Here is a 24,715-nt window from a genome sequence, read left to right as displayed (position 1 = left end):
CGTGGGTCTGGACGCGGTCAAGGCGGCTCTGCCGGAGTACGCCAAGGACATCAAGCTCAACCTCGGCTCCACCATCGGCACCAGCACGCTGAAGCCGGAGCAGGCGTGGGGCACCGCCCTGGCCTGCGCCGTCGCCGCGCGCAACCCGGTGGTGCTGCGGGAGATCGCCGACGAGGCGGCCACCCACCTCGGGCCGGAGGCGATCGAGGCGGCCAAGGGCGCCGCCGCGATCATGGCGATGAACAACGTCTACTACCGGGCCAAGCACCTGATCGGCGACGAGCAGTACCAGTCGATTCCGGCGCGGCTGCGGATGCAGATCATCGCCAAGCCGGGCGTGGAGAAGGCCGACTTCGAGCTCTGGTGCCTGGCCGTCTCGGCCATCACCGGCTGCGGAGTGTGCCTGGAGTCGCACGAGAAGACCCTGCGCGGCGCGGGCTTCAGCCGCGAGCAGGTGCACGAGGGGCTGCGCATCGCCGCCGTCGTGCACGCCGCCGCGGTCACCCTGGACGCCCAGGCCGCGCTCGCCTGACCCGTACGCCCCGGTGGGCCGGCGCCGCACGACGGCGCCGGCCCACCGTCGTCTCCAGCGCCGGCCCACCGTCGTCCTCGGCACCGGCCCACCGCCGTTTCCGGCGGCGACCGCCCGGGTAGCTCCTCCCAGGACGAGGACTCGATCCGGCGAGACGACTGACGACAGTCGGGGCAGGAGTTGTCACATGGACAGGCTCGACCCGCACAGCACACACGGCAGCCCGGACCCCGTGCGCCACGGCGGCCAGGGCGAGTTCGCCGGCGGCGCGCCCGCCGGCACGTTCGACCCGTGGCGCTACCGGGACACGGCGCGGGTGGCCGACGCCGACCTGGTCGGCTACAAGGTCGAGGCCACCGACGGCGGCATCGGCAAGATCGACAATGCCAGCCACGAGGTCAACGACAGCTACCTGGTGGTGGACACCGGCCCGTGGATCTTCGGCCGGAAGGTCATGATCCCGGCCGGCACCGTCAACCACGTCGACCACGACGAGCGCAAGGTCCACGTCGACCGGAGCAAGGACCAGATCAAGGCCGCCCCGGAGTACGACGAGACCGCCGACACCGACCCCACCTACCGGGACCGGCTCGGCGGCTACTACGGCGAGACGTACTCGGCGATCCCGCCCGGCACCGCCCGCTAGCCGTAGTCACCGGCGCGCGACGGTCTCCCGCCAGCCGCGGGAGGCCGTTACCGTGTCAGCGTGGACGCCACCGAGGTCAACCGCAGGATCCCGTTCGCCACGATGTTCAACTTCCGCGACGTCGGCGGCCACTCCGGCCGTGACGGGCGCACCGTCCGCCGGGGCCGGCTCTACCGCTCCGACTCGCCGCACCGCATCGACGACGCCGACCGGGAGGCGTTCGCCGCCCTCGGTGTGCGCACGGTCATCGACCTGCGCCGCCCCTACGAGGTGGAACGCGACGGCCGGATCCCCCACTTCGACGGCCTGACCTGGCGCAACATCCACCCCGAGCACGCCGAGTGGGGCGAGCGGCCCTACCAGCCGGGCACCGACCTGGCCCGCTACCTGGCCGACCGGTACGCCGACCTCGCGGAGACCGGCACGGCCGGGCTCGCCGAGGCCGTCGGGCTGATCGCCGACAGCGCCAACGCCCCCGTGGTGGTGCACTGCGTCGCCGGCAAGGACCGCACCGGCATCGTCTGTGGGCTCACCCTCGCGGTGCTCGGCGTCGACGACGACGAGATCGCCGCCGACTACGCGCTGAGCACCGAGGCCGGCGAGCGGTACCGCGCCTGGTTCGAGGCCACCGGGCAGCAGGCGGGGCACACCCTGCCGGTGCTGACCTGCCCCGCCGAGGCCATGACGCTCTTCCTCGCCGAGCTGCGGGCGGCCCACGGCTCGGTCGAGGGCTACCTCCGCCACGCCGGCGTCACCGACGCCCAGCTCGCCGCCCTCCGCGCCCACCTCCTGACCTGACCCGCCCCCGCCCCGCTCCCGCCCCCGCTCCCGCTCCCGCTCCCGCTCCCGCTCCCGCTCCCGCTCCCGCTCCCGCTCCCGCTCCCGCTCCCGCTCCCGCGATCTTGCAGTTTGTGCCCCCCGAATGCGCGACCTGCCCTGATTTGTCCGGGCACAAAGTGCAAGATCGACGCGGCAAGGGCGGGGCGGCGGGGGCGGGGTGGCGGGGGCGGGGTGGCGGGGGTGGGATCGGGTGGGGTGGGGTGGGGTGGGCACGGACGACGCCGCCCCCGCGCCGAGGGCGGCGCGGGGGCGGCGTCGGTCGCGCGTACGGGTCAGAGGATGCGCCGGACCCAGCCGTGCGGGTCGTCGGCCATGCCCCGCTGGAGGTCGACGAGCTGCTGGCGCAGGGTCATGGTGACCCGGCCGGGCCCGCCGTCGCCGACCAGGAACTCGCCGTCGGGGAAGCGCACCTGCCCGATCGGGGTGATCACGGCGGCGGTGCCGCAGGCGAACACCTCGCGGAGCCGGCCGCTGGCCGCGTCGGCCTGCCAGTCGGCGAAGCTCACCGGCCGCTCCTCGATCCGGTGCCCCGCGCCGGCGGCCAGCTCGAGCACCGACTCCCGGGTGATGCCGGGCAGGATCGTGCCGGTCAGCGGCGGGGTGACCACGGTGCCGTCGTCGTAGACGAAGAACACGTTCATGCCGCCCAGCTCGTCGACGTAGCGGCGCTCGACCGCGTCGAGGAAGACCACCTGGTCGCAGCCGTGCTCGATCGCCTCGGCCTGGGCCACCAGCGAGGCGGCGTAGTTGCCGCCGCACTTCGCCGCGCCGGTGCCCCCGGGGGCGGCCCGGGTGTAGTCCGGAGAGACCCAGACCGTCACCGGCTTGACCCCACCCGAGAAGTACGCGCCGACCGGCGAGGCGATCACCACGTAGAGGTATTCGTTGGCCGGGCGGACGCCGAGGAACACCTCGCTGGCGAACATGAACGGACGCAGGTAGAGGCTGCCGTCCTCGCCCTCGGGAATCCAGTCCCGGTCGATCTCGACGAGCCGGCGCAGCGAGTCGACGAACGCCTCCTCGGGCAGCGGCGGCATCGCCATCCGCCGGGCGGAGGCGGCGAACCGGGCGCCGTTGGCCTCCGGCCGGAACATGGTGACCCCGCCGTCGGGCGTCCGGTACGCCTTCAGGCCCTCGAAGATCTCCTGCGCGTAGTGCAGGACCGCGGCGGCCGGGTCCATCGGGATCGGCGCGCGCGCCTCGACCCGGGCGTCGTACCAGCCCTTGCCGTCGGCGTAGCGGATGGTGACCATGTGGTCGGTGAAGACCCGGCCGAACCCGGGGTTGGCCAGCAGGGCGGCCCGGTCGGCGACGGATACCGGCGCGGGATTCGGACGGATCTCGAAGTCGAGCTTGTCACCACCGCTCATCGCGCTGACCTCCCTGGGGACGGACGGCACACGGGTCCGCATGCCGAAAAATATGGTGCGAGAAACTTACCCCGAACGGTCGTTCAGGGGGTAGCTACGCCCGGCGCATCGACGGCGCCGGACGGGTGACCCGCCGCGGCGCCCGTGGCGGCGGAGGGGCGGCGGACGGGAAGGGGCGCCCCGGTGGGGCGGGCCCGCCGGCTTCAGGAGGCGGCGTACCCGGCCAGCCGGTCGCCGACCTCCTCGGTGCGCAGCGGTACGCCCGGGGCCCGGCCGGCCAGCTCCGTGCCGACCGCGGCGGTGACGCGGGCCGCGGCGTCGGCGTGCCCGAGCTGGTCGAGCAGCAACGCGGCCGAGAGCACGGCCGCGACCGGGTCGGCCACGCCGCGCCCGGCGATGTCCGGCGCGGAGCCGTGTACCGGCTCGAACATCGAGGGGTAGGCCCCCTCGGGGTTGATGCTGCCGCTGGCCGCCAGCCCGATCCCGCCGGTGACCGCCGCGGCGATGTCGGTGAGGATGTCGCCGAACAGGTTGTCGGTGACCACCACGTCGTAGCGCTGGGGCTGGGTGACCAGGAACATCGCGGCGGCGTCTACGTGCTGGTATTCCGTGGTCACGTCGGGGTGCTCGGCGGCGACGGCCTCGAACGCGCGCGCCCACAGCGAGCCGGCGTGGGTGAGCACGTTGGTCTTGTGCACCAGGGTGACCTTGCGCCGCTCGCGGCGCGTGGCGCGGGCGAAGGCGTCGCGGATCACCCGCTCCACCCCGTGCCGCGTGTTCAGGCTCTCCTCGGTGGCGACCTCGGCGGGGGTGCCGCGGTGCAGCGCGCCACCAGCGCCCGCGTACAGGCCCTCGGTGCCCTCGCGCACCACCACCAGGTCGACCTCGCCGGGCTTGACGCTGGCCAGTGGCCCGGCCACGCCGGGCCAGAGCCGCGCCGGACGCAGGTTGACGTACTGGTCGAAGGCGAACCGCAGCTTGAGCAGCAGGCCCCGCTCCAGCACGCCCGGCGGCACGGTGGGGTCGCCGACCGCACCGAGCAGGATGGCGTCGTGCCCGGCCAACTCGTCCAGCACCGAGTCGGGCAGCACCTCGCCGGTGCGGTGCCAGCGGGCGGCGCCGAGGTCGTATTCGGTAGCCTCCACCCCCGGGAGCACGGCGTCGATGACCTTGCGGGCCTGCGCGACCACCTCGGGTCCGATCCCGTCCCCGGCCACCACCGCGATCCGTGCCACGTCCTGCGCTCCTTCGCCTCGCCGTTACGTCTGACCGTACGCCGCTGTCCCGCCTCCCGGTACGAAGGTTCCACGATTCGGGAAACCGAGATGCACAGGATGCTCTCAGGTGACATTCATGGTGGGGTCATCTCCGCTGCCTAGCGTGGTGACGAGCGGGTCACGGGGGCCCGCGACGGCACCGCGACGACGCGGCCCGCCGGCAGCGAGGGAGCACTGTCATGCGGATCGACCAGCAGCCACGGACCCGCTGGGTGGACCAGCCGGCCTTCCAGCCCCGCCGGCCTGACCTGCGCCTCGGCGCCCGCAGCCACCGCGTCGACCGCCCCGGCGCGGCCACCGGCGACCGGATCGCCGTCCAGCACACCGTGCGGACCTCGACGGCGGAATACTCGCTGCTGCTCAACGCGCCCGAGTGGCTGGGCCGCCGCGGCGTCGGGGACGCGCTGCGCGACGCGGTGGCGGAACTGCGGGCCATCGACCTCACGTACGGCCCGAGCCGGCCCGAGAGCCTGGTCTCCCGGCTGCGCCGCGGCGAGATCAGCCCCGAGTCGTACCCGCCGCTGGCCGACCTGGTCGACCGCTGCGCGGCGATGCGGGCGGCCACCGACGGCTGGTTCGACGCCTGGGCGGTGCCCGGCGGCTTCGACCCGGGCGGCCTGCTCGGCGGGTGGGCGGTCGAGCGTGCCGCCGCCCGGCTGCGCGCCGCGGGCATCCACGACTACGCCGTGCTCACCGGCGCCGACCTGGTCGTACGCGGGCACGCGGCGCACGGCGGCCCGTGGCGGGTGGCGGTGCACCACCCGACGGATCGGCACCGCGCGCCGCTGGTGCTGGAGATGACGGCGGGTGCGGTCGGCACGTCCGGGGTGAGCGGCCGGCAGGGACACGTGGTGGACCCGCACACGGGCGAGCCGGCCGAGCAGTTGGTCGCCGCGACGGTGGTCGGCCCCGACCTCGCCGTCGCCGACGCCTACGCCACCGCGCTCTACGCCGCCGGGCCGGCCGGTCTCGTCTGGTTCCGCAACGGGTCGGACTACCGCGCGCTCTTCGCCCACCGCCGCTGAGCCGCCGGACGGTGCGGGCGCCGAGCCGGCGACCGGTGTGGAGCGTCGCCGAGACGCCGGCCGGTGCCGTGCGGTCGGGTGCCGCGCGGCGGCGGGCGATGCGGGGGCCCGGCATGCGCGATCGGCCCCCACGGTCTCGGCAACGACCGTGAGGGCCGGTCAGCGACGAGTGCGCGTGGCTCGCGCAATCGAGGGGTGCGGGCCGGTCGGCCGGACGTCGACCTCGCCACCCGAAGACGGGCCTACGCCGCGAGCTCGGCCAGTGACCGCACCGGTACGCTAGCGAATCGACGTAACTCGACGCAAGGGTCTCCACACCGGACCGTCGCGGCACGGAAAGGCCCATCGGCGGGGCGATTTCGACAGGCTGAACGGCGGATGGCACGCTGTCCGCCGTGAGTTTCGATCTGAGCGTGTGGGCCCTGGCGGACGGGGCAACACCCGAGGACGTGCGGGCCGCGGTGCGGCGCTGCCGGCAGGGGCAGCACGTCGAACGCCACCCGGACCCGCGGGTGGTGGCGTTCTACCGGGCGATCACCAGAAGCTATCCGGACCGGCCCGCCGGGCGGGACACCCCGTGGGCGGTGGCGCCGCTGCACGCGGCGAACGACCACGTCGAGCTGAACCTGCACCCGACCTGCCCGGACCAGGTGCTGCTCGACATCGAGCGGCTGGCCGGCGAGCACGACCTGATGCTCTTCGACGCCCAGGACGGCTCGGTCTACCCGCCGCCGGCGCGCCTACCCGGCTGAACTGGCGGTCCGGGTCGGTCACGTCCTGCATCGCCGCGATACCGCCCGGCATCACGACGCCCCCCGCCGCCGGCTGACCGTCGAACGGACGACGAAGGGCCCGCCGCCGCCCGGAGCGGTCCGCACGCGACGACGGGCCCGCCGCCCGGCGGACGACGAAGGGCCCGGCGGAATCGCCGGGCCCCCGTCGTCGTGCGTCAGGTCACTCGTCGCGCAGGTCGGCGGCGCTGGCCGCGACCGCCCCGATCGAGTCCGCCGCGGAGGTGAGCAGGTCCGCGCCGAGCGCCTGGTCCACCGTGAGGGTCATCAGCGTCTCGCCGCCGGCCTCCCGGCGGGCCACCTGCATCGCCGCGATGTTGATGCCGGCCTCGCCGAGCAGGGTGCCGACGGTGCCCACGACGCCCGGCCGGTCGACGTAGCGGAGGAAGACGAGGATGCCCTCCGCGCCGATCTCCACGTCGAAGCCGTCCACCTCGGTCAGCTTAAGGACGTCCCGCGTGCCCGCCTGGGTGACCGTGCCGGAGACGCTGACCGTACGCCCGTCGGGCAGCGCGCCCCGGACGGTGACCAGGTTGGGGTGGTCGACCGTCTCGGCCTGGGTGACCAGGGTGACCTCGACGCCGCGCTCGGCCGCCAGGTGCGGGGCGTTGACGTAGGTCACCTGCTCCTCGACCACCGAGCTGAACAGCCCCTTGGTGGCGGCGAGCTTGAGCACCGACACGTCGTGGTTGACGATCTCGCCACGCACCTCGACGGTGACGCTGGCGGCGACCCCGCCCGCGACGGCGGTGAAGGCCCGGCCGAGCTTCTCGGCCAGCGGCAGCAGCGGCCGGACGTCCTCGGCGACGACGCCGCCGGCCTGCACGTTGACCGCGTCCGGCACGAACTCGCCCTGGAGCGCCAGCTTGACGCTCTTGGCCACGGCCAGACCGGCCTTGTCCTGCGCCTCGGCGGTGGAGGCGCCCAGGTGCGGGGTGGCCACCACGTTGTCGAAGGCGAACAGCGGCGAGGAGGTGCAGGGCTCCTTGGCGTAGACGTCCACGCCCGCGCCGGCGACCCGGCCCTCGGCGATGGCGTCAGCCAGGGCCTGCTCGTCGACCAGCCCGCCGCGGGCGGCGTTGACGATCCGGACGCCGGGCTTGACGACGGCCAGCTCCTTCTCACCGATCAGGCCGACGGTCTCCGGGGTCTTCGGCAGGTGGATGGAGATGAAGTCGCTCTCCCGCAGCAGCTCCTCCAGGCCCACCAGGCGGACGCCGAGCTGGGCGGCGCGGGCCGGCTGGATGTACGGGTCGTACGCGATCAGCCGGGTGCCGAAGGCGGCGATCCGCTGCGCGAAGAGCACGCCGATGCGGCCGAGCCCGACCACGCCGACGGTCTTGCCCTGGATCTCCACGCCGGTGTACTTCGACCGCTTCCACTCCCCCGCCTTCAGCGCGGCGCTGGCGCTGGCGGTGTTGCGGGCCACGGCCAGCAGGAGGGCGACGGCCTGCTCGGCGGCGGAGACGATGTTGGAGGTGGGGGCGTTGACGACCATGACGCCCCGCGCGGTGGCGGCCGGCACCTCGACGTTGTCCAGGCCCACGCCCGCCCGGGCGACGACCTTCAGCCGCGGCGCGGCGGCGATCGCCTCGGCGTCGATCTGGGTGGCGCTGCGCACGATGACGGCGTCGGCCTCGGAGAGCGCCGAAAGCAGGGCCGGACGGTCGGTGCCGTCGACGTGGCGGACGTCGAAGTCGTGGGCGAGCACCTCGATGGCGGCGGGAGCGAGTTCTTCGGCGATCAGTACGACAGGAGTCATTGGTCCTCGTAGTTGTCGTCAGAGCGGTAGGCCGGGCTGCGGGACGCCGCGCTGCGCCCTGCACTGATCCGTGCCATGGCCGTCAGGTGCCGGCTACGCACCTACCCGCGATCGTAGGGGGCCGGCCGGCCGGCATGTCCCGGACCGTGGGGTGAGTGCCCTCACAACGGGCGACGACCTGCCGGTGAACGGCGCACGACGGGGCGCCCGCGCCGCCTCGGCGAGGCGGGCGAGGTCCCGTTCGGGGCGGGTGGCTCCGGCTCGGATCGGCCGGATGGCGTCGGCGCGGCGAGCGGTGTCGGTGGGTGGCGGAAAGGAGGCGGCCCGGCCGGGCGCCGGGGAGAGCGCCCGGGCCGGGCCGCCGGGGGTGTTCGTCAGGCGGTCTCGGTGATCGGGCGGTCGACCCAGCTCATCATGCCGCGCAGCTTGCGACCGGTCTCCTCGATCGGGTGCGCCGCGCCCTCGGCCTGCCACTTGCTGAAGTTCGGCCGGCCGGCCTCGTCCTCGGTGACCCACTCCCGGGCGAACTCGCCGGACTGGACCTCGCTGAGGATCTTGCGCATCTCCTCCTTGACCCGGGCGTCGATGACGCGCGGCCCGCGGGAGAGGTCGCCGTACTCGGCCGTGTCCGAGATGCTGTAGCGCATCTTGGCGATGCCGCCCTCGTACATGAGGTCGACGATGAGCTTCAGCTCGTGCAGGCACTCGAAGTACGCCACCTCGGGGGCGTAGCCCGCCTCGGTGAGCACCTCGAAGCCGGTCTGCACGAGTGCCGCCGCACCACCGCAGAGCACCGCCTGCTCGCCGAAGAGGTCGGTCTCGGTCTCCTCGGTGAAGGTGGTCTTGATCACGCCGGCCCGGGTGCCGCCGATGCCCTTGGCGTACGACAGGGCCAGGGCGAGCGCGTTGCCGCTGGCGTCCTGCTCGACGGCGACCAGGCAGGGCACGCCCTTGCCGTCGGCGTACTGGCGGCGCACGAGGTGACCGGGGCCCTTCGGGGCGACCATCGCCACGTCGACGTCGGCCGGCGGCTTGATCAGGCCGTAGCGGATGTTGAAGCCGTGGCCGAAGAAGAGGGCCTTGCCCGGCTTCAGGTTCGGCGCGATCGAGTCGGCGTAGAGGCGGCGCTGGGCCGTGTCCGGCGCCAGGATCATGATGACGTCGGCCTCGGCCGCCGCCTCGGCGGGCGTGACCACCCGCAGGCCCTGCTCCTCCGCCTTGGCCCGGCTCTTGGAGCCCTCCGGCAGACCGATCACCACGTCGACGCCGGAGTCGCGCAGCGACAGCGCGTGCGCGTGGCCCTGGCTGCCGTAGCCGATCACGGCGACCTTCCGGCCCTGGATCAGGCCCAGGTCGGCGTCGTCGTCGTAGTACACCTCAACGCTCATGATTTTCCCTTTCGTACGGCGGCCCGGGCGGCCCGTCGTGGATCTGTGCGAATGGCGGTTCCGGCGGCGCGCCGCGCCGGCCAGGTGGGGCGGGTCAGGCGGCGCGCCGCGTGGGCGGCCGGGGTCAGGCGGCCCGGAGCGCGGGCCCGGCGGTGATGGAACGCGAGCCGCGCCCGATCGCCACCAGCCCCGACTGGACCATCTCCTTGATGCCGAAGGGCTCGAGGTCGCGCAGCAGCGCATCGAGCTTGTCCGGCGTGCCGGTGGCCTCGATGGTCAGCGTGTCCGGTGCCACGTCGACCACCCGGGCCCGGAACAGGCCGACCGTCTCCAGGACCTGGGCCCGGGCCGCGCGGTCGGCGCGCACCTTGACCAGGAGCAGTTCCCGGGCGACCGAGACCTGCGGGTCCAGCTCGACGATCTTGAGCACGTTGACCAGCTTGTTGAGCTGCTTCGTCACCTGCTCCAGCGGGGACGACTCGGCGTTGACCACGATGGTGATCCGGGAGACGTCCGGGTTCTCGGTCTCGCCGACGGCGAGGCTGTCGATGTTGAAGCCGCGCCGGGAGAACAGGCCGGAGACCCGGGCCAGGACGCCCGGCTTGTTCTCCACCAGCACGGACAGGGTGTGCATCGTCATGCCACGACCTCGCTGCGCACGGTCGCGTCCTGACGCGGGTGGGGGCGGAACCGGATGATTCGCTCGCTCATGGTCAGAGTTCGTCCTCGTCGAAGGCGGGGCGGACGCCCCGGGCGAACATGATCTCGTCGTTGCTGGTGCCGGCGGCGACCATCGGCCACACCATGGCGTCCTTGCCGACCACGAAGTCGATGACCACCGGGGCGTCGTTGATGGCCATCGCGGCCTCGATGGTCCTGTCGACGTCCTCCGCGTTCTCGCAGCGCAGGCCGACGCAGCCGAGCGCCTCGGCGAGCTTCACGAAGTCGGGGATCCGGTGCTTGTGGGTGCCGAGATCGGTGTTGGAGTAGCGCTCCCCGTAGAACAGGGTCTGCCACTGCCGCACCATGCCGAGGTTGCCGTTGTTGATCAGGGCGATCTTGACCGGGATGCCCTCCAGCGCGCAGGTGGCCAACTCCTGGTTGGTCATCTGGAAGCAGCCGTCGCCGTCGACCGCCCAGACCACCGTGTCCGGCTTGCCGACCTTGGCACCCATCGCCGCCGGCACCGCGTAGCCCATCGTGCCGAGGCCGCCGGAGTTCAGCCAGGTGTACGGCTTCTCGTACGAGATGAACTGGGAGGCCCACATCTGGTGCTGCCCGACCCCGGCGACGTAGATCGCGTCCGGGCCGGCGATCTCGCCGAGCCGCTTGATCACGTACTGCGGGGAGAGGGTGCCGTCGGCCGGCTCCTCGTAGCCCAGCGGGTAGCGCCGGCGCAGGTCGTCGAGCTGGGTCCACCAGTCGGCGGTGTCGGCGCGGTGGCCGGCCGACTGCTCGGTGGTCACCGCCGCGACCAGCTCGTCGATGACGTGCCGGGCGTCCCCGACGATCGGGACGTCGGCGTGCCGGTTCTTCCCGATCTCGGCCGGGTCGATGTCGGCGTGCACCACCGTCGCGTCCGGGGCGAACGAGTCCAGCTTGCCGGTGACCCGGTCGTCGAAGCGCGCGCCCAGGGCCACGATCAGGTCGGCCTTCTGCAATCCGTAGACGGCGGCGACCGTGCCGTGCATGCCGGGCATGCCCAGGTGCTGCGGGTGCGAGTCGGGGAACGCGCCCAGCGCCATCAGCGTGGTGACCACCGGAATCCCGGTCAGCTCGGCCAGCCGGCGCAGCCCCTCGGTGGCGCCGGCCTTGAGCACGCCGCCGCCGACGTAGAGCACCGGACGGCGGGCGGAGGTCATCAGCCGGGCCGCCTCGCGGATCTGCTTGCCGTGCGGGTGCAGGGTCGGCCGGTAGCCCGGCAGGTCCAGCGTCGGCGGCCAGGTGAAGGTGGTGGGCGCCTGGAGGACGTCCTTGGGGATGTCGACCAGGACCGGCCCGGGCCGGCCGGTGGCGGCCAGGTGGAACGCCTCGGCCAGCACCCGCGGGATCTCCTCGGCGTTCTGCACGAGGAAGTTGTGCTTGGTGATCGGCAGCGTGATGCCCTGGATGTCCGCCTCCTGGAAGGCGTCCGTGCCGATCGCCGGCCGCGCGACCTGGCCGGTGATCGCCACCATCGGCACCGAGTCCATGTACGCGTCGGCGATCGGGGTGACCAGGTTCGTCGCGCCGGGGCCGGAGGTGGCCATGCACACGCCGACCCGGCCGGTCGCCTGGGCGTAGCCGGTCGCCGCGTGCCCGGCGCCCTGCTCGTGGCGGACCAGGATGTGCCGGACCGTGGAGTCGTAGAGCGGGTCGTACGCCGGCAGGATCGCGCCGCCCGGGATGCCGAAGACGACGTCGACGCCGAGCGCCTCGAGGGACCGCACGAGCGAGCCGGCTCCGGAGACCTGGGCCGTGGCGGGTGTGCGTACCCCCGGGACGGCCGAGGTGGCCGCGGCGCGGGTGGCGCCGGCGTGGTCGGCGTCGGTCGCGGGCTCGGCGGCCGGGCGGGCGCGCCGGGCGGAGTGGGCGAGTGTCTCTGGCGTGGGTCTCGTCATTGCGGTTCAGCCCCTCGGCTGGAGTGGGTGCGGCTGTTCGAGCGGTGTGACGCGGGGCACGGGGCCCCCGTCGATGGGTTCGACGGCAACAAAAAAGCCCTCGTGCAGGTTGCACGGGGCCGGCGCACTCTCGACAGGGAGAGTGCGCTCAGGTAAGTACTCGCAGCGACCGGTACGACGACATGCGGTCAAGCCTGACGCATCTCACGCGATGAGTCAACTGATCCCACATGTTGGTTAACGGAGTGTGGAGATTCACCCGTCCGAGGGGCCTGCGCACCCCGCTCCACCTGCCCGGACTCGGGCTCGGGCGGGCGCGGGGCGGGCACCGTCGGCAGCCGCCGGGACGGCGGGGCCGGCGAGACGGAGGTGGGGGCCGTCGGCAGCCGCCGGGGCGGCGACACGGGCGGGGCCGGGGCGGGGGCCGGCCGGGCGCCGGGGGACGTGGCCGCCTCCAGCATCGCCCCCAGGTGCTCGGCCGGGACGCCCCAGCCGGACAACGCGCCCTGGCCGAAGCGACAGCCGGCGGCGACCACGGCGGCCAGCTCGGTGCGCGTGGTCACCCCCTCGGCGATGACCTCCAGGCCGAGCTGGTGACCGAGCCGCATGACGATGTCGACCATCGGCGCGAAGGCCGGGCCGTCCCGGCCCACCGGCCGCACCGGCTCGTGCTCGGCGACCAGGCTGTGGTCGATCTTGAGGATGTCGATCGGCAGGCGCCGCAGCTGCCCCAGCGAGGAGTAGCCGGCGCCGAAGTCGTCCAGCGCGATCCGGACGCCGGTCAGCCGCAGCGCGGTCAGCCGCCGGATCAGCTCGTCCAGGTCGGTCGCGACGGCGTGCTCGGTGACCTCCAGCACCAGCCGCTGCGGCGGCACGTGGTGGACGCGCAGCGCCTCGGCGACCTGGACCACGTACTCCGGGGCGTGCAGCTCGCGCGGCGAGACGTTGACGGAGACCCAGACGTCGTGGCCGTCGGCCAGCCAGCGGGAGAGCTGGTAGCAGGCCTGGTGCAGCACCCAGGCGCCCAGCTTGGCGATCATCCCGCACTCCTCGGCCAGCGGGATGAACTCGTCGGGGCGGACGTTGCCCAGCGCCGGGTGGTGCCAGCGCAGCAGCGCCTCCGCGCCGACCGGGCGCACCGAGGGCAGCGAGGCCACCGGCTGGAACACCAGCCGCAGCTCGTCGCGCTCGATCGCGCCGCGCAGCTCGTGTTCGAGCGTGGTGCGCCGGCGCAGCAACTGGTCGTACGCGGCGTCGTAGCGCTCGATCCGGTTCTTGCCGCGCTGCTTGGCGTAGCGCAGCGCCAGGTCGGCGTGGCGCTGCAGCAGCTCCACGTCGGGCTCCCCGGCCCAGCCCGCCAACCCGATGCTCACCGAGAGGAAGACCGGCCCCTCGGGCTGGTCGTAGGCGCGGCCGAGCACGCCGAGCAGGCGCTCGGCGACCCGGTCCGCGTCGGCCGGGCAGCCGTGCATCAGCACCGCGAACTCGTCGCCGCCGAGCCGGGCCGCCACGTCGCCGGGGCGCAGGTTGCCGCGCAGCCGCCGGCCCACCTCGGCCAGCACCGCGTCGCCGACGTCGTGGCCGCGCATGTCGTTGACGTTCTTGAAGCCGTCGAGGTCGAGGCCGAGCAGCACGCAGGGCGTGCCGGCCTCGGCGCAGCGGTGCAGCGCCCGCAGCAGCCCCCGCCGGTTGGCCAGGCCGGTCAGCGGGTCGGTGTGGGCCAACTCACGGAAGTGCGCCTCGCGCTCCACGAGCCGCCGGGCGTAGCCGCGCACGTCGTGCAGCGTCAGGTACTGCCGGGTCACCAGGGCGAAGCCCTCGACGCTGCCGGCGACGATGCCGAGCGCGTCGAACCGGCCGTCCTGGAGGAGGTGGTACATCGCCGAGGCGGCCATCGCGAACATCGGGACGAACGCGTGGTCGCCGTCGCGGCGGATCAGGTCGAGGTCGGCCTGGCCGGCCGGGTCCACCCGCCGGGCGGCCAGCGCGGCGGCGCCCAGGCCGGCGGCGAGCGCTCCCGCCCCGGCCAGCGCCACTTCCGGCCCGGCCTGGCAGAGGCCGGTGGCGACGCCGAGCCCGCCGCAGGTCACCATGGTGGCCCCGGCGCCGAGACCGGCGAGGAACCGGCGCGGGGGCGGGGCGCGGAACGCCACGACGAGGGCGGTCCCGGCGGTCAGGGCCGCGCTGACCGTGGCCAGCAGGATCGGCGGGCAGGCCAGCGGGGTGGCGTCGCCGAGCAGCCGGGTGGGCTCGGAGAACAGCACCCAGCCGACGAACCAGAACGCGGCCGCCAGCACCAGGCCGTCGAGCGCCAGCCGCACCGTGGCCGCCCCCGACGCGGCCACGCCGGGCAGCCGGAGCAGCCCCGCGGCGAAGAGCAGCCCGCTGACCGTCGTGCCGACCGCGACGACGGTGGCCCAGCCCGTACGCCGGTCCGGCCCGTGCGCCCCGTGCCCGGCGGCGGCGAACGTCACGGCGATCCCGACCAGCAGGCCGGCCAGCGCCACCGCGGACGCCGCGGCGAGCAGCGCGTGCGCCTGCCGGTGCGGCCCGGACCGCCGCCGGGCGTCGGCTGCCGACAGCGCGCCGGCCGCCGCCGCGACCAGCCCGCACAGCACCGCTGCCGCGACCATGCCCGGGGGGAGATGCACGTCCCCAACTGTGCCGGATGAGGGTCCCGCGCGGGGCCCCGGGTGTGCATCCTTTGGGACACGGCGCGCGCCCCCGGCGGGTGCTCCGGCGGCGGTGCAACACTGGTAGGCATGCCTGAGCTGCGGTCGAAGACCTCCACGCACGGTCGGACGATGGCCGGCGCCCGGGCCCTGTGGCGGGCCACCGGGATGACCGACGACGACTTCGGCAAGCCGATCGTCGCCATCGCCAACAGCTTCACCCAGTTCGTACCCGGTCACGTGCACCTCAAGGACCTCGGCGGCCTGGTCGCCGAGGCGGTGGCCGAGGCCGGCGGGGTGGGCCGCGAGTTCAACACCATCGCGGTGGACGACGGCATCGCCATGGGCCACGGCGGCATGCTCTACTCCCTGCCCAGCCGGGAGTTGATCGCCGACGCCGTCGAGTACATGGTCAACGCGCACTGCGCCGACGCCCTGGTCTGCATCTCCAACTGCGACAAGATCACCCCGGGCATGCTGCTGGCCGCGCTGCGGCTGAACATCCCGACCGTCTTCGTCTCCGGCGGGCCGATGGAGGCCGGCAAGACGGTGGCGATCGAGGGCGTGGTGCACTCCAAGATCGACCTGATCGACGCGATGGTCGCGGCCTCCAACGAGGCCGTGACCGAGGACCAGCTCGACGCCATCGAGCGGTCCGCCTGCCCGACCTGCGGCTCCTGCTCCGGCATGTTCACCGCCAACTCGATGAACTGCCTCACCGAGGCGATCGGGCTGGCCCTGCCGGGCAACGGCTCGACGCTGGCCACCCACGCCGCGCGCCGGTCGCTCTTCGTCGAGGCCGGCCGCACCGCCGTGGAGATCGCCAAGCGGTGGTACGACGGCGACGACGCCTCCGTGCTGCCCCGCGCGATCGCCAACCGGGCCGCGTTCGAGAACGCCGTCGCCCTGGACGTGGCGATGGGCGGGTCGACCAACACGATCCTGCACCTGCTCGCCGCCGCCCGCGAGGCCGAGCTGGACTTCGACGTCGCCGACATCGACGCGATCTCCCGCCGGGTGCCCTGCCTGGCCAAGGTCGCGCCGAACTCCCCGCAGTACCACATGGAGGACGTGCACCGGGCCGGCGGCATCCCGGCCATCCTCGGCGAGCTGGACCGGGCCGGCCTGCTCCACCGGGACGTGCACGCGGTGCACTCCCCCAGCCTGGAGCGCTGGCTGGCGGACTGGGACGTCCGGGGCGGCTCGCCGACGCCGGAGGCGGTCGAACTGTTCCACGCCGCGCCCGGCGGGGTGCGCACCACCGAGCCGTTCTCCACCACCAACCGCTGGTCGTCGCTGGACACCGACGCGGCCGACGGCTGCGTCCGGGACCTCGCCCACGCCTACAGCGCCGACGGCGGGCTGGCCATCCTGCACGGCAACCTGGCCCCGGACGGCTGCGTGGTGAAGACCGCCGGGGTGCCCGAGGAGTGCCTGACCTTCCGCGGCCCCGCCAAGGTCTACGAGTCCCAGGACGACGCCGTGTCGGCGATCCTCGCCAAGGAGGTCGTCGCCGGCGACGTGGTGGTGATCCGCTACGAGGGGCCGAAGGGCGGCCCCGGGATGCAGGAGATGCTCTACCCCACCTCCTTCCTGAAGGGCCGGGGGCTGGGCCGGGCCTGCGCGCTGCTCACCGACGGGCGCTTCTCCGGCGGCACCTCCGGCCTCTCCATCGGGCACGTCTCCCCCGAGGCCGCCTCCGGCGGGCTGATCGCCCTCGTCGAGCCCGGCGACGAGATCGTCATCGACATCCCGGGCCGCTCGATCGAGCTGGACGTGCCGGAGGACGTGCTCCAGGCCCGCCGGGTCGCCCAGGAGAAGCGCGACCGGCCGTACACCCCGGTCGACCGGCAGCGGCCGGTGTCCGCGGCGCTGCGCGCGTACGCCTCGATGGCGACCTCGGCCAGCGACGGCGCCTACCGCCGCGTCCCGGAGTGAGAGGGCACATTCCGTCGGTTACCATCGCCGTCAATCAGACTGAAGGAGCAGGGCTCGCAGACTGAAGGAGCAGGGCTCGCGGATGGTAGTCGAGACGCCCGACGCGGCGACGGAGGAACTCTTCGAGGGCGAGGCCATCGGCCCTGAGATCGAGGACGCCAGCCAGGAGACCGAGCCGCACAACCTGTGGGGCGTGGCGATGGAGTTCGGCCATTTCGGGGTCGGTCTCTCTCCGGAGAGCCCAACAGCCGCGGCAGTGCGAAGCTGATGAGTGAGCGAACGGTCCATCTGGACGGCACGGCGTACCGCTGTGAATGGCACGCCAAGCTGGTGCCCCACCGCAACCCAATCCACTTCAGCCTTCCCCACGATGCCATCGACGGCCGCCGCAGCAGCGGGGACGGCGGACAGGGAGGAATCCCCCGGGTCGGCGGCAGACCGTGTCGCTCCGGGGGACGGTCAGCCATCGCCCGTCCGTGGTCCCGACCGCCTCAGTGGGCCGAGGCGAGAGCCAGCTCGCGGGCGTGGCGGATGGCGGCCGGGGTGTCTGGGAAGACCAGCCCGTCGCGGCGCAACCGCGCGGCGACGCCGAGGGTGGCGAGCATCTGGTCGTGGCCGGGGGCGATGCCGGAGAGCAGCACGGTGATGCCGCGCTCCTGGAGCCGGAGGATGGCGTCGCCGAGCACCTGCGCACCGGTGGCGTCCAGGGCGGACACCCGGGACATCCGCAGGATGACCACGCGCACGTCGGCGACGTCGGAGAGCTGGAGCAGGAAGCTGTGCGCGGCGGCGAAGAAGAGCGGGCCGTCCAGCCGGTAGGCCACGATGTGGTCGGCGAGCAGGGCCCGCTCCTCGGCGCTGTGCTCGCCGGGGTCGAGCGGAACCCGTTCCACCCGCGCCGTGCGGGCCACCGCGCGCAGGGCGATCACGATCGCCACGCCCACCCCGACCGCCACGGCGGTGACCAGGTCCAGCGCCACCGTGACCGCGAAGGTGAGCACCAGCACGAGGGCGTCGCCCCGGGTGGCACGGGCCAGCGCCCAGAGCGACCCGGCCTCGACCATCCGGACGGTGGTGGCCAGCAGGACGCCGGCCAGGGCGGCGAGCGGGATCCGGCCGACCAGCGGCGCGGCGGCCAGCACGATCCCGGCGAGGGCGACGGCGTGGGTGAGCGCGGCCAGCTTCGAGCCCGCGCCGGCGCGCACGTTCACCGCCGTACGGGCGATGGCGGCGGTGGCCGGGATCCCGCCGAACGCCGGGGCGGCGAGGTTGGCCAGCCCCTGACCGAACAGCTCGCGATCGGGATCGTGGCGCTGGCCGATGGTCATCCCGTCGGCCACGGTGGCGGAGAGCAGGCTCTCCAGGGCGGCCAGCGCCGCGACCGCGAGGGCCGAGGGCAGCAGGACCCCGACGGCGTCGAGGTCGAGAAAGCCCAGCGAGGGCGCGGGCAGGCCGGCGGGCAGGGCGCCGATGCGGGCGAGCTCGACCGGGGTGGTCTCGGCCAGGACGGTCGCGGCGGCCACGCCGAGCAGGGAGAACGGCCAGCCGGGACGCCACCGGGCGCCGAGCAGCATAACCGCCGCGACGCCGAGGGCCACAGCGACCGGGACCGGCCGTGGGTCCGCGACGAACCGGGTGACCGCGTCGGCGGCCACGGCCCAGACGCGGTCACCGTGCGCGTCGGCCACCCCCAGCGCGGCCGGCACCTGTTGCAGGGCGATGACCACCGCGATTCCGGCGGTGAACCCCTCGATCACGGGGACGGGCAGGTAGTGCACGTACCGGCCGAGGCGGGCGAGGGCCAGCGCGATCAGCACCAGCCCGGCCAGCGCCCCGACCATCAGCACCCCGGTGGCGCCGAACTGCTGGACCACCGGCACCAGCACCACGGTCATCGCCCCGGTCGGCCCGGAAACCTGGAGGTGGGAGCCGCCGAAGACCGCCGCGACCGCGCCGGCCACCACCGCCGTCACCAGGCCGGCCTGGGCCCCGAGCCCGGAGGTGACACCGAAGGCCAGCGCCAGCGGCAGCGCCACCACCGCCACGGTCAGCCCGGCGAGCAGGTCGCGCCGGGGTGCGCGGCGCACCGCCAGCCAGTCGGCGCGCCGCGGCAACAGCCCGACAAACCGCTCGCGCAACGACAGTGTCCGGCTCACCGGTCCCGCCCGTCGGCCCGCAGCTCGTTCAGCAGCGCGTCGCGGTCGGTGAGGACTGCGCCGAGGATGCGGCGGCCTGCGGCCAGCAGGTCGACCACGTCCGGGGTGCTGAGCGCGTAGACGACTAGGGCGCCGTCGCGGCTGGAGGTGACCATGCCGGTCCGGCGGAGCACCGCGAGTTGCTGGGACAGGTTCGACGCCTCGACGTCGATCGCCGCCAGCAAGTCGCGAACGGGCTTCGGCCCGTCCTGGAGCAGCTCCAGCACCCGGATCCGCACCGGGTGGCCGAGGGTGCGGAACAGCTCCGCCTTCGCCTGATAGAGCGGTACCGACATGCCAGCCTCCCTCTCAACCGCAACCAGACATGAAGACTTTAGCACTTGCGAAATCCTTCAACTCCCTGCCGGAAGGTGCGGAAGGACGCGCGGCGGGAACGCGGCCGGCGCGGGTCGCCAGGTCTAGCTGTACTGCCCAGCGACCTTGGTTGAGGTCGTGTGACGACACGACGTAGGCAGTACATCTAGCGCGACGCCGACGGGAACTCCTCGAAGTACGCCTCCACCCGCTCCGCGGTGGCCGGGCGGGCCAGCGCGAAGCCCTGCCCGTAGCGGCAGCCGGCCCGGCGCGCGCCGTCGACCAGGCCCGGCGACTCCAGCTCCTCCACCACGATGTCCAACCCCAACCGGTCCCCCACGGCCACCACCACGTCGATCAGCGGGCGCTGCGGGTCCGCCGGGTCCACCAGCTGCGGGCCGACCTTGAGCAGGTCGATCGGCAGCCGGCGGAGCTGGGCGAGCGAGGCGTGCTCGGCCCGGAAGTCGTCCAGCGCGGTGCGGATGCCCAGTGACCGGAGCCCGGCCAGCCGGGCCACCACGGTCGGCAGCTCGCCGGCTACCCTCGGCTCCGCCACCTCGACCACCAGGCGGTCGGGCGGCACCCCGTACGCGTCCAGCACCGCCGCCGTGCGGGGCACGAAGTCGGGCGCGGCCAGCTCCCGGACGGTCACGTTGACCGCCATCCAGAGCCGCCGGCTCCCCGCCGACCAGGCGGCGAGCTGCCGGCAGGCCCGGTCCAGCACCCAGCAGCCCAGCTCGCCCACGATGTCGAGGTCCTCCGCCACCGGCAGGAACTCGGCCGGGAGCACCGTGCCGAGGACCGGGCTGCGCCAGCGCAGCAGCGCCTCCGTGCCGACGGGCTGCCGGTCGGCCAGGTCGAGCACCGGCTGGTAGACGAGGTCCAGCTCGCCCCGCGCGACCGCCCCGGGCAGCTCCCGCTCCAGGTCCAGCCGGCGGACGAGCTGCTCCTCCAGGTAGGCGTCGTACCACTCGACCCGGTCCCGGCCGAGCTGCACGGCCCGCCGCCGGGCCAGGTCGGCCTGGCGCAGCACGTCCTCCGGGGCGGTGCCGGCGACCTCGGCCAGCCCGATGCTGGCCCGCAGCCGCAGCACCCCGCCCGGCACCTGGTAGGGCTGGGTGAGCGCGGCGAGCAGCCGGGTGCCCAGCGCGTACGCCAGCACGGGGCCGGTCCCGGTGACCACCGCGAAGCCGGCGGCGGTGAGGTCGGCGAGCAGGTCCCCGGGGCCGACGACGGCGCGGACGCGACGGGCGACCTCGGCCGTCACGGCCTCCCGGGCGGCGTCGCCGGGCCCCTCGGCGGTGGCGCCGGGGATGTGCAGGTCGACGACGAGCAGCGCGCCGCAGGGGGACGGTGCGTCCCGCAGCGCGGCGAGGGCCCGCAGCAGCTCGGCGCGGCCCGCCGGCCCGCCGGATCGGCCGGTTCCGGGCGAGCGGTGCCGGGCCGGTGCCGCCTCGGCGCAGGTCGGCATGGTGTCGACGCGGGCCGGCGCCGCCTCGGCGCAGGTCGCCGCGGCGTCCGCGCGCGCCGGCGCCTCCGCGCGCGCCGGCGGGGCGGCGGCGGGGGCCGGCGGTAGCGGTTCGCCCGCCCGGAGCAGGTCGCGGAGCACGAGCGGCGGCGCGACCGCGAGCGCGAGCAGCACGGCGGTGAGGTCCGGCGGCCCGTCGGAGCGGAGCTCCCAGCCGGTCGCCGCCACGGCCGCGGCGGCCGGGACCACCGCCCGGGGCCACACGAGGGTGGGCAGGGCCGACGGGTCGGGCTGCGGCCGGGCCGCCCACCGCGCCCCCGCCGCGGTCAGCAGCACCCCGCCCACCAGCGGGGGTACGGCCAACAGCGCCGCCCAGACCGGCGACGTCCCGACCGGAAGCGCGGCCAGCGCCACCAACCCGAGCAGGGTGAGCGCCGCGCCGCCCCGGCACCGGGCGGCGCCGGAGCGCCGGTGCGGCCCGGTCAGCGCCGTGAGCACCGCGATCGCGAGCCCGCCGAGGGCCACCGCCGCCGCGAGCCGGGCCGGCGGGTCGAGGCGGTCGCGGGGCAGCAGCAGCCAACCGGCGAGGACCAGCCCGAGGCCGGCGGCGGTCGCGTCGAGGGCCCGCCGCAGCCGGACCCGGGTGGCCGGGTGCGGCGTCCGCGCCCGCGAAGGCAGCCCGGCGGCGAAGAGCGGGGCGGCGACGACCAGCCCCGCCACGGCGACGGCGGGCCGGTGGCGGGGGTCGGCGAGCGGGAGGACGGCGGCGGCCAGCCCCGCCGTCACCACGGCGGCGTCGAGCAGCACGGCGACGCGACGGGGCAGCGCCGTGCGGCAGCGGGCCGCCCGGGAACGGCTGGGCGCCGACGTGGGCGGGCCGACGGCCAGCCGGGACAGCCGCGCGCCGGCCAGCGCGGAGCCGGCGGCGCCCGCCAGCGCCACGACGGCCGGTGCCGGCATCCGGCCGGTCGCGCCGGCGAGCAGGAGCAGCGCGACGGCGGCGAGGACGAGGGTCTCCGGCACGGCCGGACGGCGGGCGCGGGCGTGGGACGGGTACGCGAGGGGCACGGCGGTCGCCTTCGTGAGGGGGCACGGGCGGTGCGGCGGTGCGGGGCGCCGGAACGAGGTGGGTCCGCTGCCCATCTATCGCCAACGAGCGCGCAGGCACGCGGTGACGCCGAGGCGACAGTGGTCCTCGTCACTGCCGGCCGTCGGGTGGAGCCCGGCGCCGCCCGGCGCGTACCGGGGGCGGCGGGGGTGGGATCATCGGGGGGTGAGCAGCTCCGGCACCGTCCGCTTCCGGCACAACCAGGCGATCCTGGCCGCCGCGATCATCGCCTTCATCGGCGCCCTGCCGTTGGCCGGCGCCCGGTGGTACCTGCTGCCGGTGCTGCTCGTCCCGCTCGCCGTCGGGGTCTGGGCGTGGCGGGCCGGCACCGACGTGGACGCCCGCGAGCTGCGCCTGCGGGCGCTGGTCGGGCAGCGCCGGATCAGCTGGGACCGGGTCGTGGAGCTGGCCCCGGACGCACGGGGCCGGGCGGTGGCCCGACTCGACGACGGCCAGGCGGTGCTGCTGCCGGCCGTCCGCGGCGCCGACCTGCCGCGGCTGGTCGAGGCCACCGGCCAGACCCTGCCCGACGCGGCCGGCTGACCCGCCGCCCCGGCGCCGGCGCCGGTCAGTAGCCGTCCACGACCGCGTTCACCAGCGGCTCGCCGGCCGCGAACCGCCGGACCTGCTCCCCGACCAGCCGGTACGCGCGCGGCAGCAGGCCGCGCACCGAGCCCGCCACGTGCGGGGTGAGCAGCACGTTCGGCATCGCCCACAGCGGGTGGTCGGCGGGCAGCGGCTCCGGGTCGGTGACGTCCAGCGCGGCCGAGATCCGGCCGGTCCGCAGCTCGGCGACGAGCGCCTCGGTGCGGGCCACCGGCCCGCGCGCGGCGTTCACCAGCAGCGCGCCGTCCCGCATCGCCGCGAGAAACTTCTCGTCGACCAGACCCCGGGTCTGCTCGGTCAGCGGCACCAGCAGCACCACCACGTCGGCCTCGGGCAGCAGGCCCGGCAGCTCCTCGACGCCGTGCACCCCCTGCCCCGGGCGGGCGGTCCGGGCCACCAGGGTGAAGCTCACCTCGAACGGCGCGAGCCGGTCCCGCACCGCCGCGCCGATCGAGCCCGCCCCGACGATCAGCACCCGCTTGCCGGCCAGCTCGTCGGTGGGGGCCACCTCCGCGTACGCCCACTCGCGCCGGGCCTGCGCCCGGGCCAGGGCCGGGAAGGCCCGCAGCTGGGACAGGATCGCCGCGACCACCCACTCGGCGGTGGACGGATCGTGCACGCCCCGGGCGTCGCAGAGCGTCACCCCCTCCGGGATCCGGCCGGCCCAGGCGTCCGCCCCGGCGGAGAGGAGCTGCACCACCGCCAGGTCGGGCAGCTCGCCCAGCAGCGCGGTGGCGTCGCCGCCGGCCAGGAACGGCGGCACCCAGAACCGGACGCCGGCCGCCGCCGAGGGGAGCCGGGCGGGGTCCTCGACCACCTCGACGGTGATGTCCCGGGGCAGCTCCCCGAGGAGCGCGCGGCCGGACTCGTGCGGGATCCATACCTTCACGCCCGCCGACGATAGGCCCCCGGCCGGGCCGCCGGCCGGGCGGGGCGGATCGCGGCACCCGGTCCGATCCGTCGGCCCCGGTACGGCGCCCCGGCGGGCTACCCTGGGCCGGGTGAGCGCCCGTCCCCCGTACCCTCGCACCCGCCGCCTCCGGGCGGCCCTGGCGGCGTCGTGCGCGGCGCTGCTGCTCGCGACCGCCGGTTGCAGCTTCGGCGAGCCCGAGCCGGACCCGGCCGGCGAGCCGCCGACCTTCCCGACCCCCTCGACGACGGCGAGCGCCGGCGGCGCCGGCAGTGAGGTGGTCACCACCGTGCTGGCCAAGGGCCTGCGGGTGCCGTGGGGCATCGCCTTCCTGCCCGACGGCGCCGCGCTGGTCACGGAGCGAGACAGCGGCCGGATCCTGCGGGTCGGCCCCGAGTCGGGGCCCGACGGGCTGAAGGTCACCCCGGTGCAGACCGTCCCCGACGTGGCCGCGTCCGGCGAGGGCGGGCTGATGGGCATCGCCGTCTCCCCCGACTACCAGCGCGACAAGTCGGTCTTCGTCTACTACACCACGCAGCGCGACAACCGGATCGCCCGGCTGGAGCTCGGCGGCACGCCCACCCCAATCCTCACCGGCATCCCCAAGGCGGGCATCCACAACGGTGGCGGCCTCGCCTTCGGCCCGGACGGCCTGCTCTACGCGAGCACCGGCGACGCCGGCGACCGGCCGCAGGCGCAGGACGTCAAGCGCCTCGGCGGGAAGATCCTGCGGATCACCAGGGACGGCAAGCCCGCGCCCGGCAACCCGTTCCCGAACTCCCCGGTGTGGTCCCTCGGCCACCGCAACGTCCAGGGGCTCGCCTGGGACCCGGGCAAACGGATGTACGCCGTCGAATTCGGCCAGAACACCTGGGACGAGATCAACCAGGTCACCAAGGGGCGCAACTACGGCTGGCCGCAGGTCGAGGGGCGCGACGACGACAAGCGCTACGTCAACCCGATCACCCAGTGGCCGACGTCGGACGCCTCCTGCTCCGGGCTGACCGCCGCGGACCGGCTGCTGGTCACCGCGTGCCTGCGCGGCGAGCGGCTGTGGCTGGTCGAGCTGACCGACACCGGCACGGTGCTCGGCCAGCCGCGCGAGCTGCTGACCGGGCGGTTCGGGCGGCTGCGGGCCGTGGCCGCCGCGCCCGACGGCTCGATCTGGGTGAGCACCTCCAACCACGACGGGCGGGGCGACCCCGCGCCCGAGGACGACCGGCTGCTGCGACTGGTCTTCGCCGACGGCGGAGCCGGCCGGAGCTGACCCGA

General features: G+C 74.9%; 20 protein-coding genes. 9 read left to right on the top strand and 11 right to left on the bottom strand.

The annotated features are described in order from the left end of the window. Nucleotide 1: 1 nt before the first annotated feature. The 3 genes from ahpD (at nucleotide 2) to ACZ6Q9_RS07160 (ending at nucleotide 1,976) form a co-directional block, all read left to right on the top strand. Nucleotides 2-532: an alkylhydroperoxidase, AhpD family gene (gene ahpD / locus ACZ6Q9_RS07170; RefSeq protein ID WP_350704754.1), complete on the top strand. Its 531-nt coding sequence runs from the start codon at nucleotides 2-4 to the stop codon at nucleotides 530-532. Between the two features lie 187 nt (nucleotides 533-719). Further along, complete coding sequence (locus ACZ6Q9_RS07165) at nucleotides 720-1,178, top strand: PRC-barrel domain-containing protein (RefSeq protein WP_357695361.1); 459 nt, start codon at nucleotides 720-722, stop codon at nucleotides 1,176-1,178. A 60-nt stretch (nucleotides 1,179-1,238) separates the two neighbouring features. After that, the gene (locus ACZ6Q9_RS07160; protein ID WP_393266853.1) at nucleotides 1,239-1,976 is read left to right on the top strand and encodes a tyrosine-protein phosphatase; all 738 of its coding nucleotides are present in this window, start codon (nucleotides 1,239-1,241) and stop codon (nucleotides 1,974-1,976) included. Between the two features lie 314 nt (nucleotides 1,977-2,290). Here ACZ6Q9_RS07160 and ACZ6Q9_RS07155 read toward each other — a convergent pair whose 3' ends face one another. After that, complete coding sequence (locus tag ACZ6Q9_RS07155; protein WP_393266855.1) at nucleotides 2,291-3,388, bottom strand: branched-chain amino acid aminotransferase; 1,098 nt, start codon at nucleotides 3,386-3,388, stop codon at nucleotides 2,291-2,293. A gap of 203 nt (nucleotides 3,389-3,591) precedes the next feature. Beyond that, nucleotides 3,592-4,623, bottom strand: coding sequence for a 3-isopropylmalate dehydrogenase (locus ACZ6Q9_RS07150; protein WP_393266858.1), 1,032 nt, complete (start codon nucleotides 4,621-4,623; stop codon nucleotides 3,592-3,594). A gap of 221 nt (nucleotides 4,624-4,844) precedes the next feature. Between ACZ6Q9_RS07150 and ACZ6Q9_RS07145 the strand changes: the two genes are divergently transcribed. Next, nucleotides 4,845-5,690 (top strand): FAD:protein FMN transferase, encoded by an 846-nt coding sequence (locus tag ACZ6Q9_RS07145; RefSeq protein ID WP_393266861.1) that lies wholly within the window; start codon nucleotides 4,845-4,847, stop codon nucleotides 5,688-5,690. Between the two features lie 395 nt (nucleotides 5,691-6,085). Then, nucleotides 6,086-6,442, top strand: a complete 357-nt coding sequence (locus ACZ6Q9_RS07140) for a hypothetical protein (RefSeq protein WP_357695369.1) — start codon at nucleotides 6,086-6,088, stop codon at nucleotides 6,440-6,442. Nucleotides 6,443-6,644: 202 nt separating this feature from the next. On the opposite strand, the gene serA is transcribed toward ACZ6Q9_RS07140, so the two are convergent. The 5 genes from serA to ACZ6Q9_RS07115 all read right to left on the bottom strand — a co-directional run bounded on the left by serA (nucleotide 6,645) and on the right by ACZ6Q9_RS07115 (nucleotide 14,864). Beyond that, a complete protein-coding gene (gene serA / locus ACZ6Q9_RS07135) occupies nucleotides 6,645-8,243 on the bottom strand; it encodes a phosphoglycerate dehydrogenase (RefSeq protein ID WP_393266864.1) in 1,599 nt (532 codons plus the stop codon). A gap of 374 nt (nucleotides 8,244-8,617) precedes the next feature. Continuing rightward, the gene (gene ilvC, locus ACZ6Q9_RS07130; RefSeq protein WP_357695373.1) at nucleotides 8,618-9,631 is read right to left on the bottom strand and encodes a ketol-acid reductoisomerase; all 1,014 of its coding nucleotides are present in this window, start codon (nucleotides 9,629-9,631) and stop codon (nucleotides 8,618-8,620) included. Between the two features lie 124 nt (nucleotides 9,632-9,755). Continuing rightward, nucleotides 9,756-10,271: an acetolactate synthase small subunit gene (gene ilvN / locus ACZ6Q9_RS07125; RefSeq protein ID WP_091096900.1), complete on the bottom strand. Its 516-nt coding sequence runs from the start codon at nucleotides 10,269-10,271 to the stop codon at nucleotides 9,756-9,758. A gap of 73 nt (nucleotides 10,272-10,344) precedes the next feature. Further along, complete coding sequence (locus ACZ6Q9_RS07120; RefSeq protein WP_393266867.1) at nucleotides 10,345-12,231, bottom strand: acetolactate synthase large subunit; 1,887 nt, start codon at nucleotides 12,229-12,231, stop codon at nucleotides 10,345-10,347. A 188-nt stretch (nucleotides 12,232-12,419) separates the two neighbouring features. Continuing rightward, nucleotides 12,420-14,864, bottom strand: coding sequence for a putative bifunctional diguanylate cyclase/phosphodiesterase (locus tag ACZ6Q9_RS07115; protein WP_396828436.1), 2,445 nt, complete (start codon nucleotides 14,862-14,864; stop codon nucleotides 12,420-12,422). A gap of 129 nt (nucleotides 14,865-14,993) precedes the next feature. On the opposite strand from ACZ6Q9_RS07115, the gene ilvD reads away from it, so the two are divergent. After that, nucleotides 14,994-16,841: a dihydroxy-acid dehydratase gene (gene ilvD / locus ACZ6Q9_RS07110; RefSeq protein ID WP_396828366.1), complete on the top strand. Its 1,848-nt coding sequence runs from the start codon at nucleotides 14,994-14,996 to the stop codon at nucleotides 16,839-16,841. An 82-nt stretch (nucleotides 16,842-16,923) separates the two neighbouring features. Then, a complete protein-coding gene (locus ACZ6Q9_RS07105; RefSeq protein WP_393266872.1) occupies nucleotides 16,924-17,109 on the top strand; it encodes a hypothetical protein in 186 nt (61 codons plus the stop codon). Between the two features lie 223 nt (nucleotides 17,110-17,332). Here the strand turns inward: ACZ6Q9_RS07105 and ACZ6Q9_RS07100 are convergent, their stop codons facing one another. From ACZ6Q9_RS07100 to ACZ6Q9_RS07090, 3 genes are all read right to left on the bottom strand, one after another. Further along, the gene (locus ACZ6Q9_RS07100) at nucleotides 17,333-18,997 is read right to left on the bottom strand and encodes a SulP family inorganic anion transporter (RefSeq protein ID WP_396828368.1); all 1,665 of its coding nucleotides are present in this window, start codon (nucleotides 18,995-18,997) and stop codon (nucleotides 17,333-17,335) included. Beyond that, nucleotides 18,994-19,332 carry an ArsR/SmtB family transcription factor gene (locus tag ACZ6Q9_RS07095; protein WP_393266878.1) on the bottom strand — a complete coding sequence of 113 codons (339 nt, stop codon included), beginning with the start codon at nucleotides 19,330-19,332 and terminating at the stop codon, nucleotides 18,994-18,996. Before ACZ6Q9_RS07095 ends, ACZ6Q9_RS07100 begins: the two co-directional genes overlap by 4 nt. Nucleotides 19,333-19,517: 185 nt before the next feature. Continuing rightward, on the bottom strand, nucleotides 19,518-21,887 hold the full coding sequence (locus ACZ6Q9_RS07090) for a putative bifunctional diguanylate cyclase/phosphodiesterase (protein WP_396828371.1): 2,370 nt from the start codon (nucleotides 21,885-21,887) through the stop codon (nucleotides 19,518-19,520). Nucleotides 21,888-22,092: 205 nt separating this feature from the next. On the opposite strand from ACZ6Q9_RS07090, the gene ACZ6Q9_RS07085 reads away from it, so the two are divergent. Next, nucleotides 22,093-22,470 (top strand): PH domain-containing protein, encoded by a 378-nt coding sequence (locus ACZ6Q9_RS07085; protein ID WP_393266884.1) that lies wholly within the window; start codon nucleotides 22,093-22,095, stop codon nucleotides 22,468-22,470. 25 nt (nucleotides 22,471-22,495) lie between these two features. On the opposite strand, the gene ACZ6Q9_RS07080 is transcribed toward ACZ6Q9_RS07085, so the two are convergent. After that, nucleotides 22,496-23,422, bottom strand: a complete 927-nt coding sequence (locus ACZ6Q9_RS07080) for a 2-hydroxyacid dehydrogenase (RefSeq protein ID WP_396828373.1) — start codon at nucleotides 23,420-23,422, stop codon at nucleotides 22,496-22,498. Between the two features lie 112 nt (nucleotides 23,423-23,534). On the opposite strand from ACZ6Q9_RS07080, the gene ACZ6Q9_RS07075 reads away from it, so the two are divergent. Further along, entirely contained in the window at nucleotides 23,535-24,710 is a 1,176-nt protein-coding gene (locus ACZ6Q9_RS07075) for a PQQ-dependent sugar dehydrogenase (protein WP_396828375.1), read from the top strand. The last annotated feature ends 5 nt before the right edge of the window (nucleotides 24,711-24,715 follow it).

The sequence above is a fragment of the Micromonospora sp. NPDC049139 genome (genome assembly GCF_055586845.1).
This window is presented reverse-complemented; position numbering and strand designations above follow the sequence as displayed.

Bases quoted from the DNA above. Each gene is read 5' to 3' on its own strand.
- ACZ6Q9_RS07165 (WP_357695361.1), top strand. From the start codon at position 720: ATGGACAGGCTCGACCCGCACAGCACACACGGCAGCCCGGACCCCGTG.
- ACZ6Q9_RS07095 (WP_393266878.1), bottom strand. From the start codon at position 19,332: ATGTCGGTACCGCTCTATCAGGCGAAGGCGGAGCTGTTCCGCACCCTC.
- ACZ6Q9_RS07120 (WP_393266867.1), bottom strand. From the start codon at position 12,231: ATGACGAGACCCACGCCAGAGACACTCGCCCACTCCGCCCGGCGCGCC.
- ACZ6Q9_RS07115 (WP_396828436.1), bottom strand. From the start codon at position 14,864: ATGGTCGCGGCAGCGGTGCTGTGCGGGCTGGTCGCGGCGGCGGCCGGC.
- ACZ6Q9_RS07105 (WP_393266872.1), top strand. From the start codon at position 16,924: ATGGTAGTCGAGACGCCCGACGCGGCGACGGAGGAACTCTTCGAGGGC.
- ACZ6Q9_RS07155 (WP_393266855.1), bottom strand. From the start codon at position 3,388: ATGAGCGGTGGTGACAAGCTCGACTTCGAGATCCGTCCGAATCCCGCG.
- ACZ6Q9_RS07145 (WP_393266861.1), top strand. From the start codon at position 4,845: ATGCGGATCGACCAGCAGCCACGGACCCGCTGGGTGGACCAGCCGGCC.
- serA (WP_393266864.1), bottom strand. From the start codon at position 8,243: ATGACTCCTGTCGTACTGATCGCCGAAGAACTCGCTCCCGCCGCCATC.
- ilvD (WP_396828366.1), top strand. From the start codon at position 14,994: ATGCCTGAGCTGCGGTCGAAGACCTCCACGCACGGTCGGACGATGGCC.
- ilvN (WP_091096900.1), bottom strand. From the start codon at position 10,271: ATGACGATGCACACCCTGTCCGTGCTGGTGGAGAACAAGCCGGGCGTC.
- ilvC (WP_357695373.1), bottom strand. From the start codon at position 9,631: ATGAGCGTTGAGGTGTACTACGACGACGACGCCGACCTGGGCCTGATC.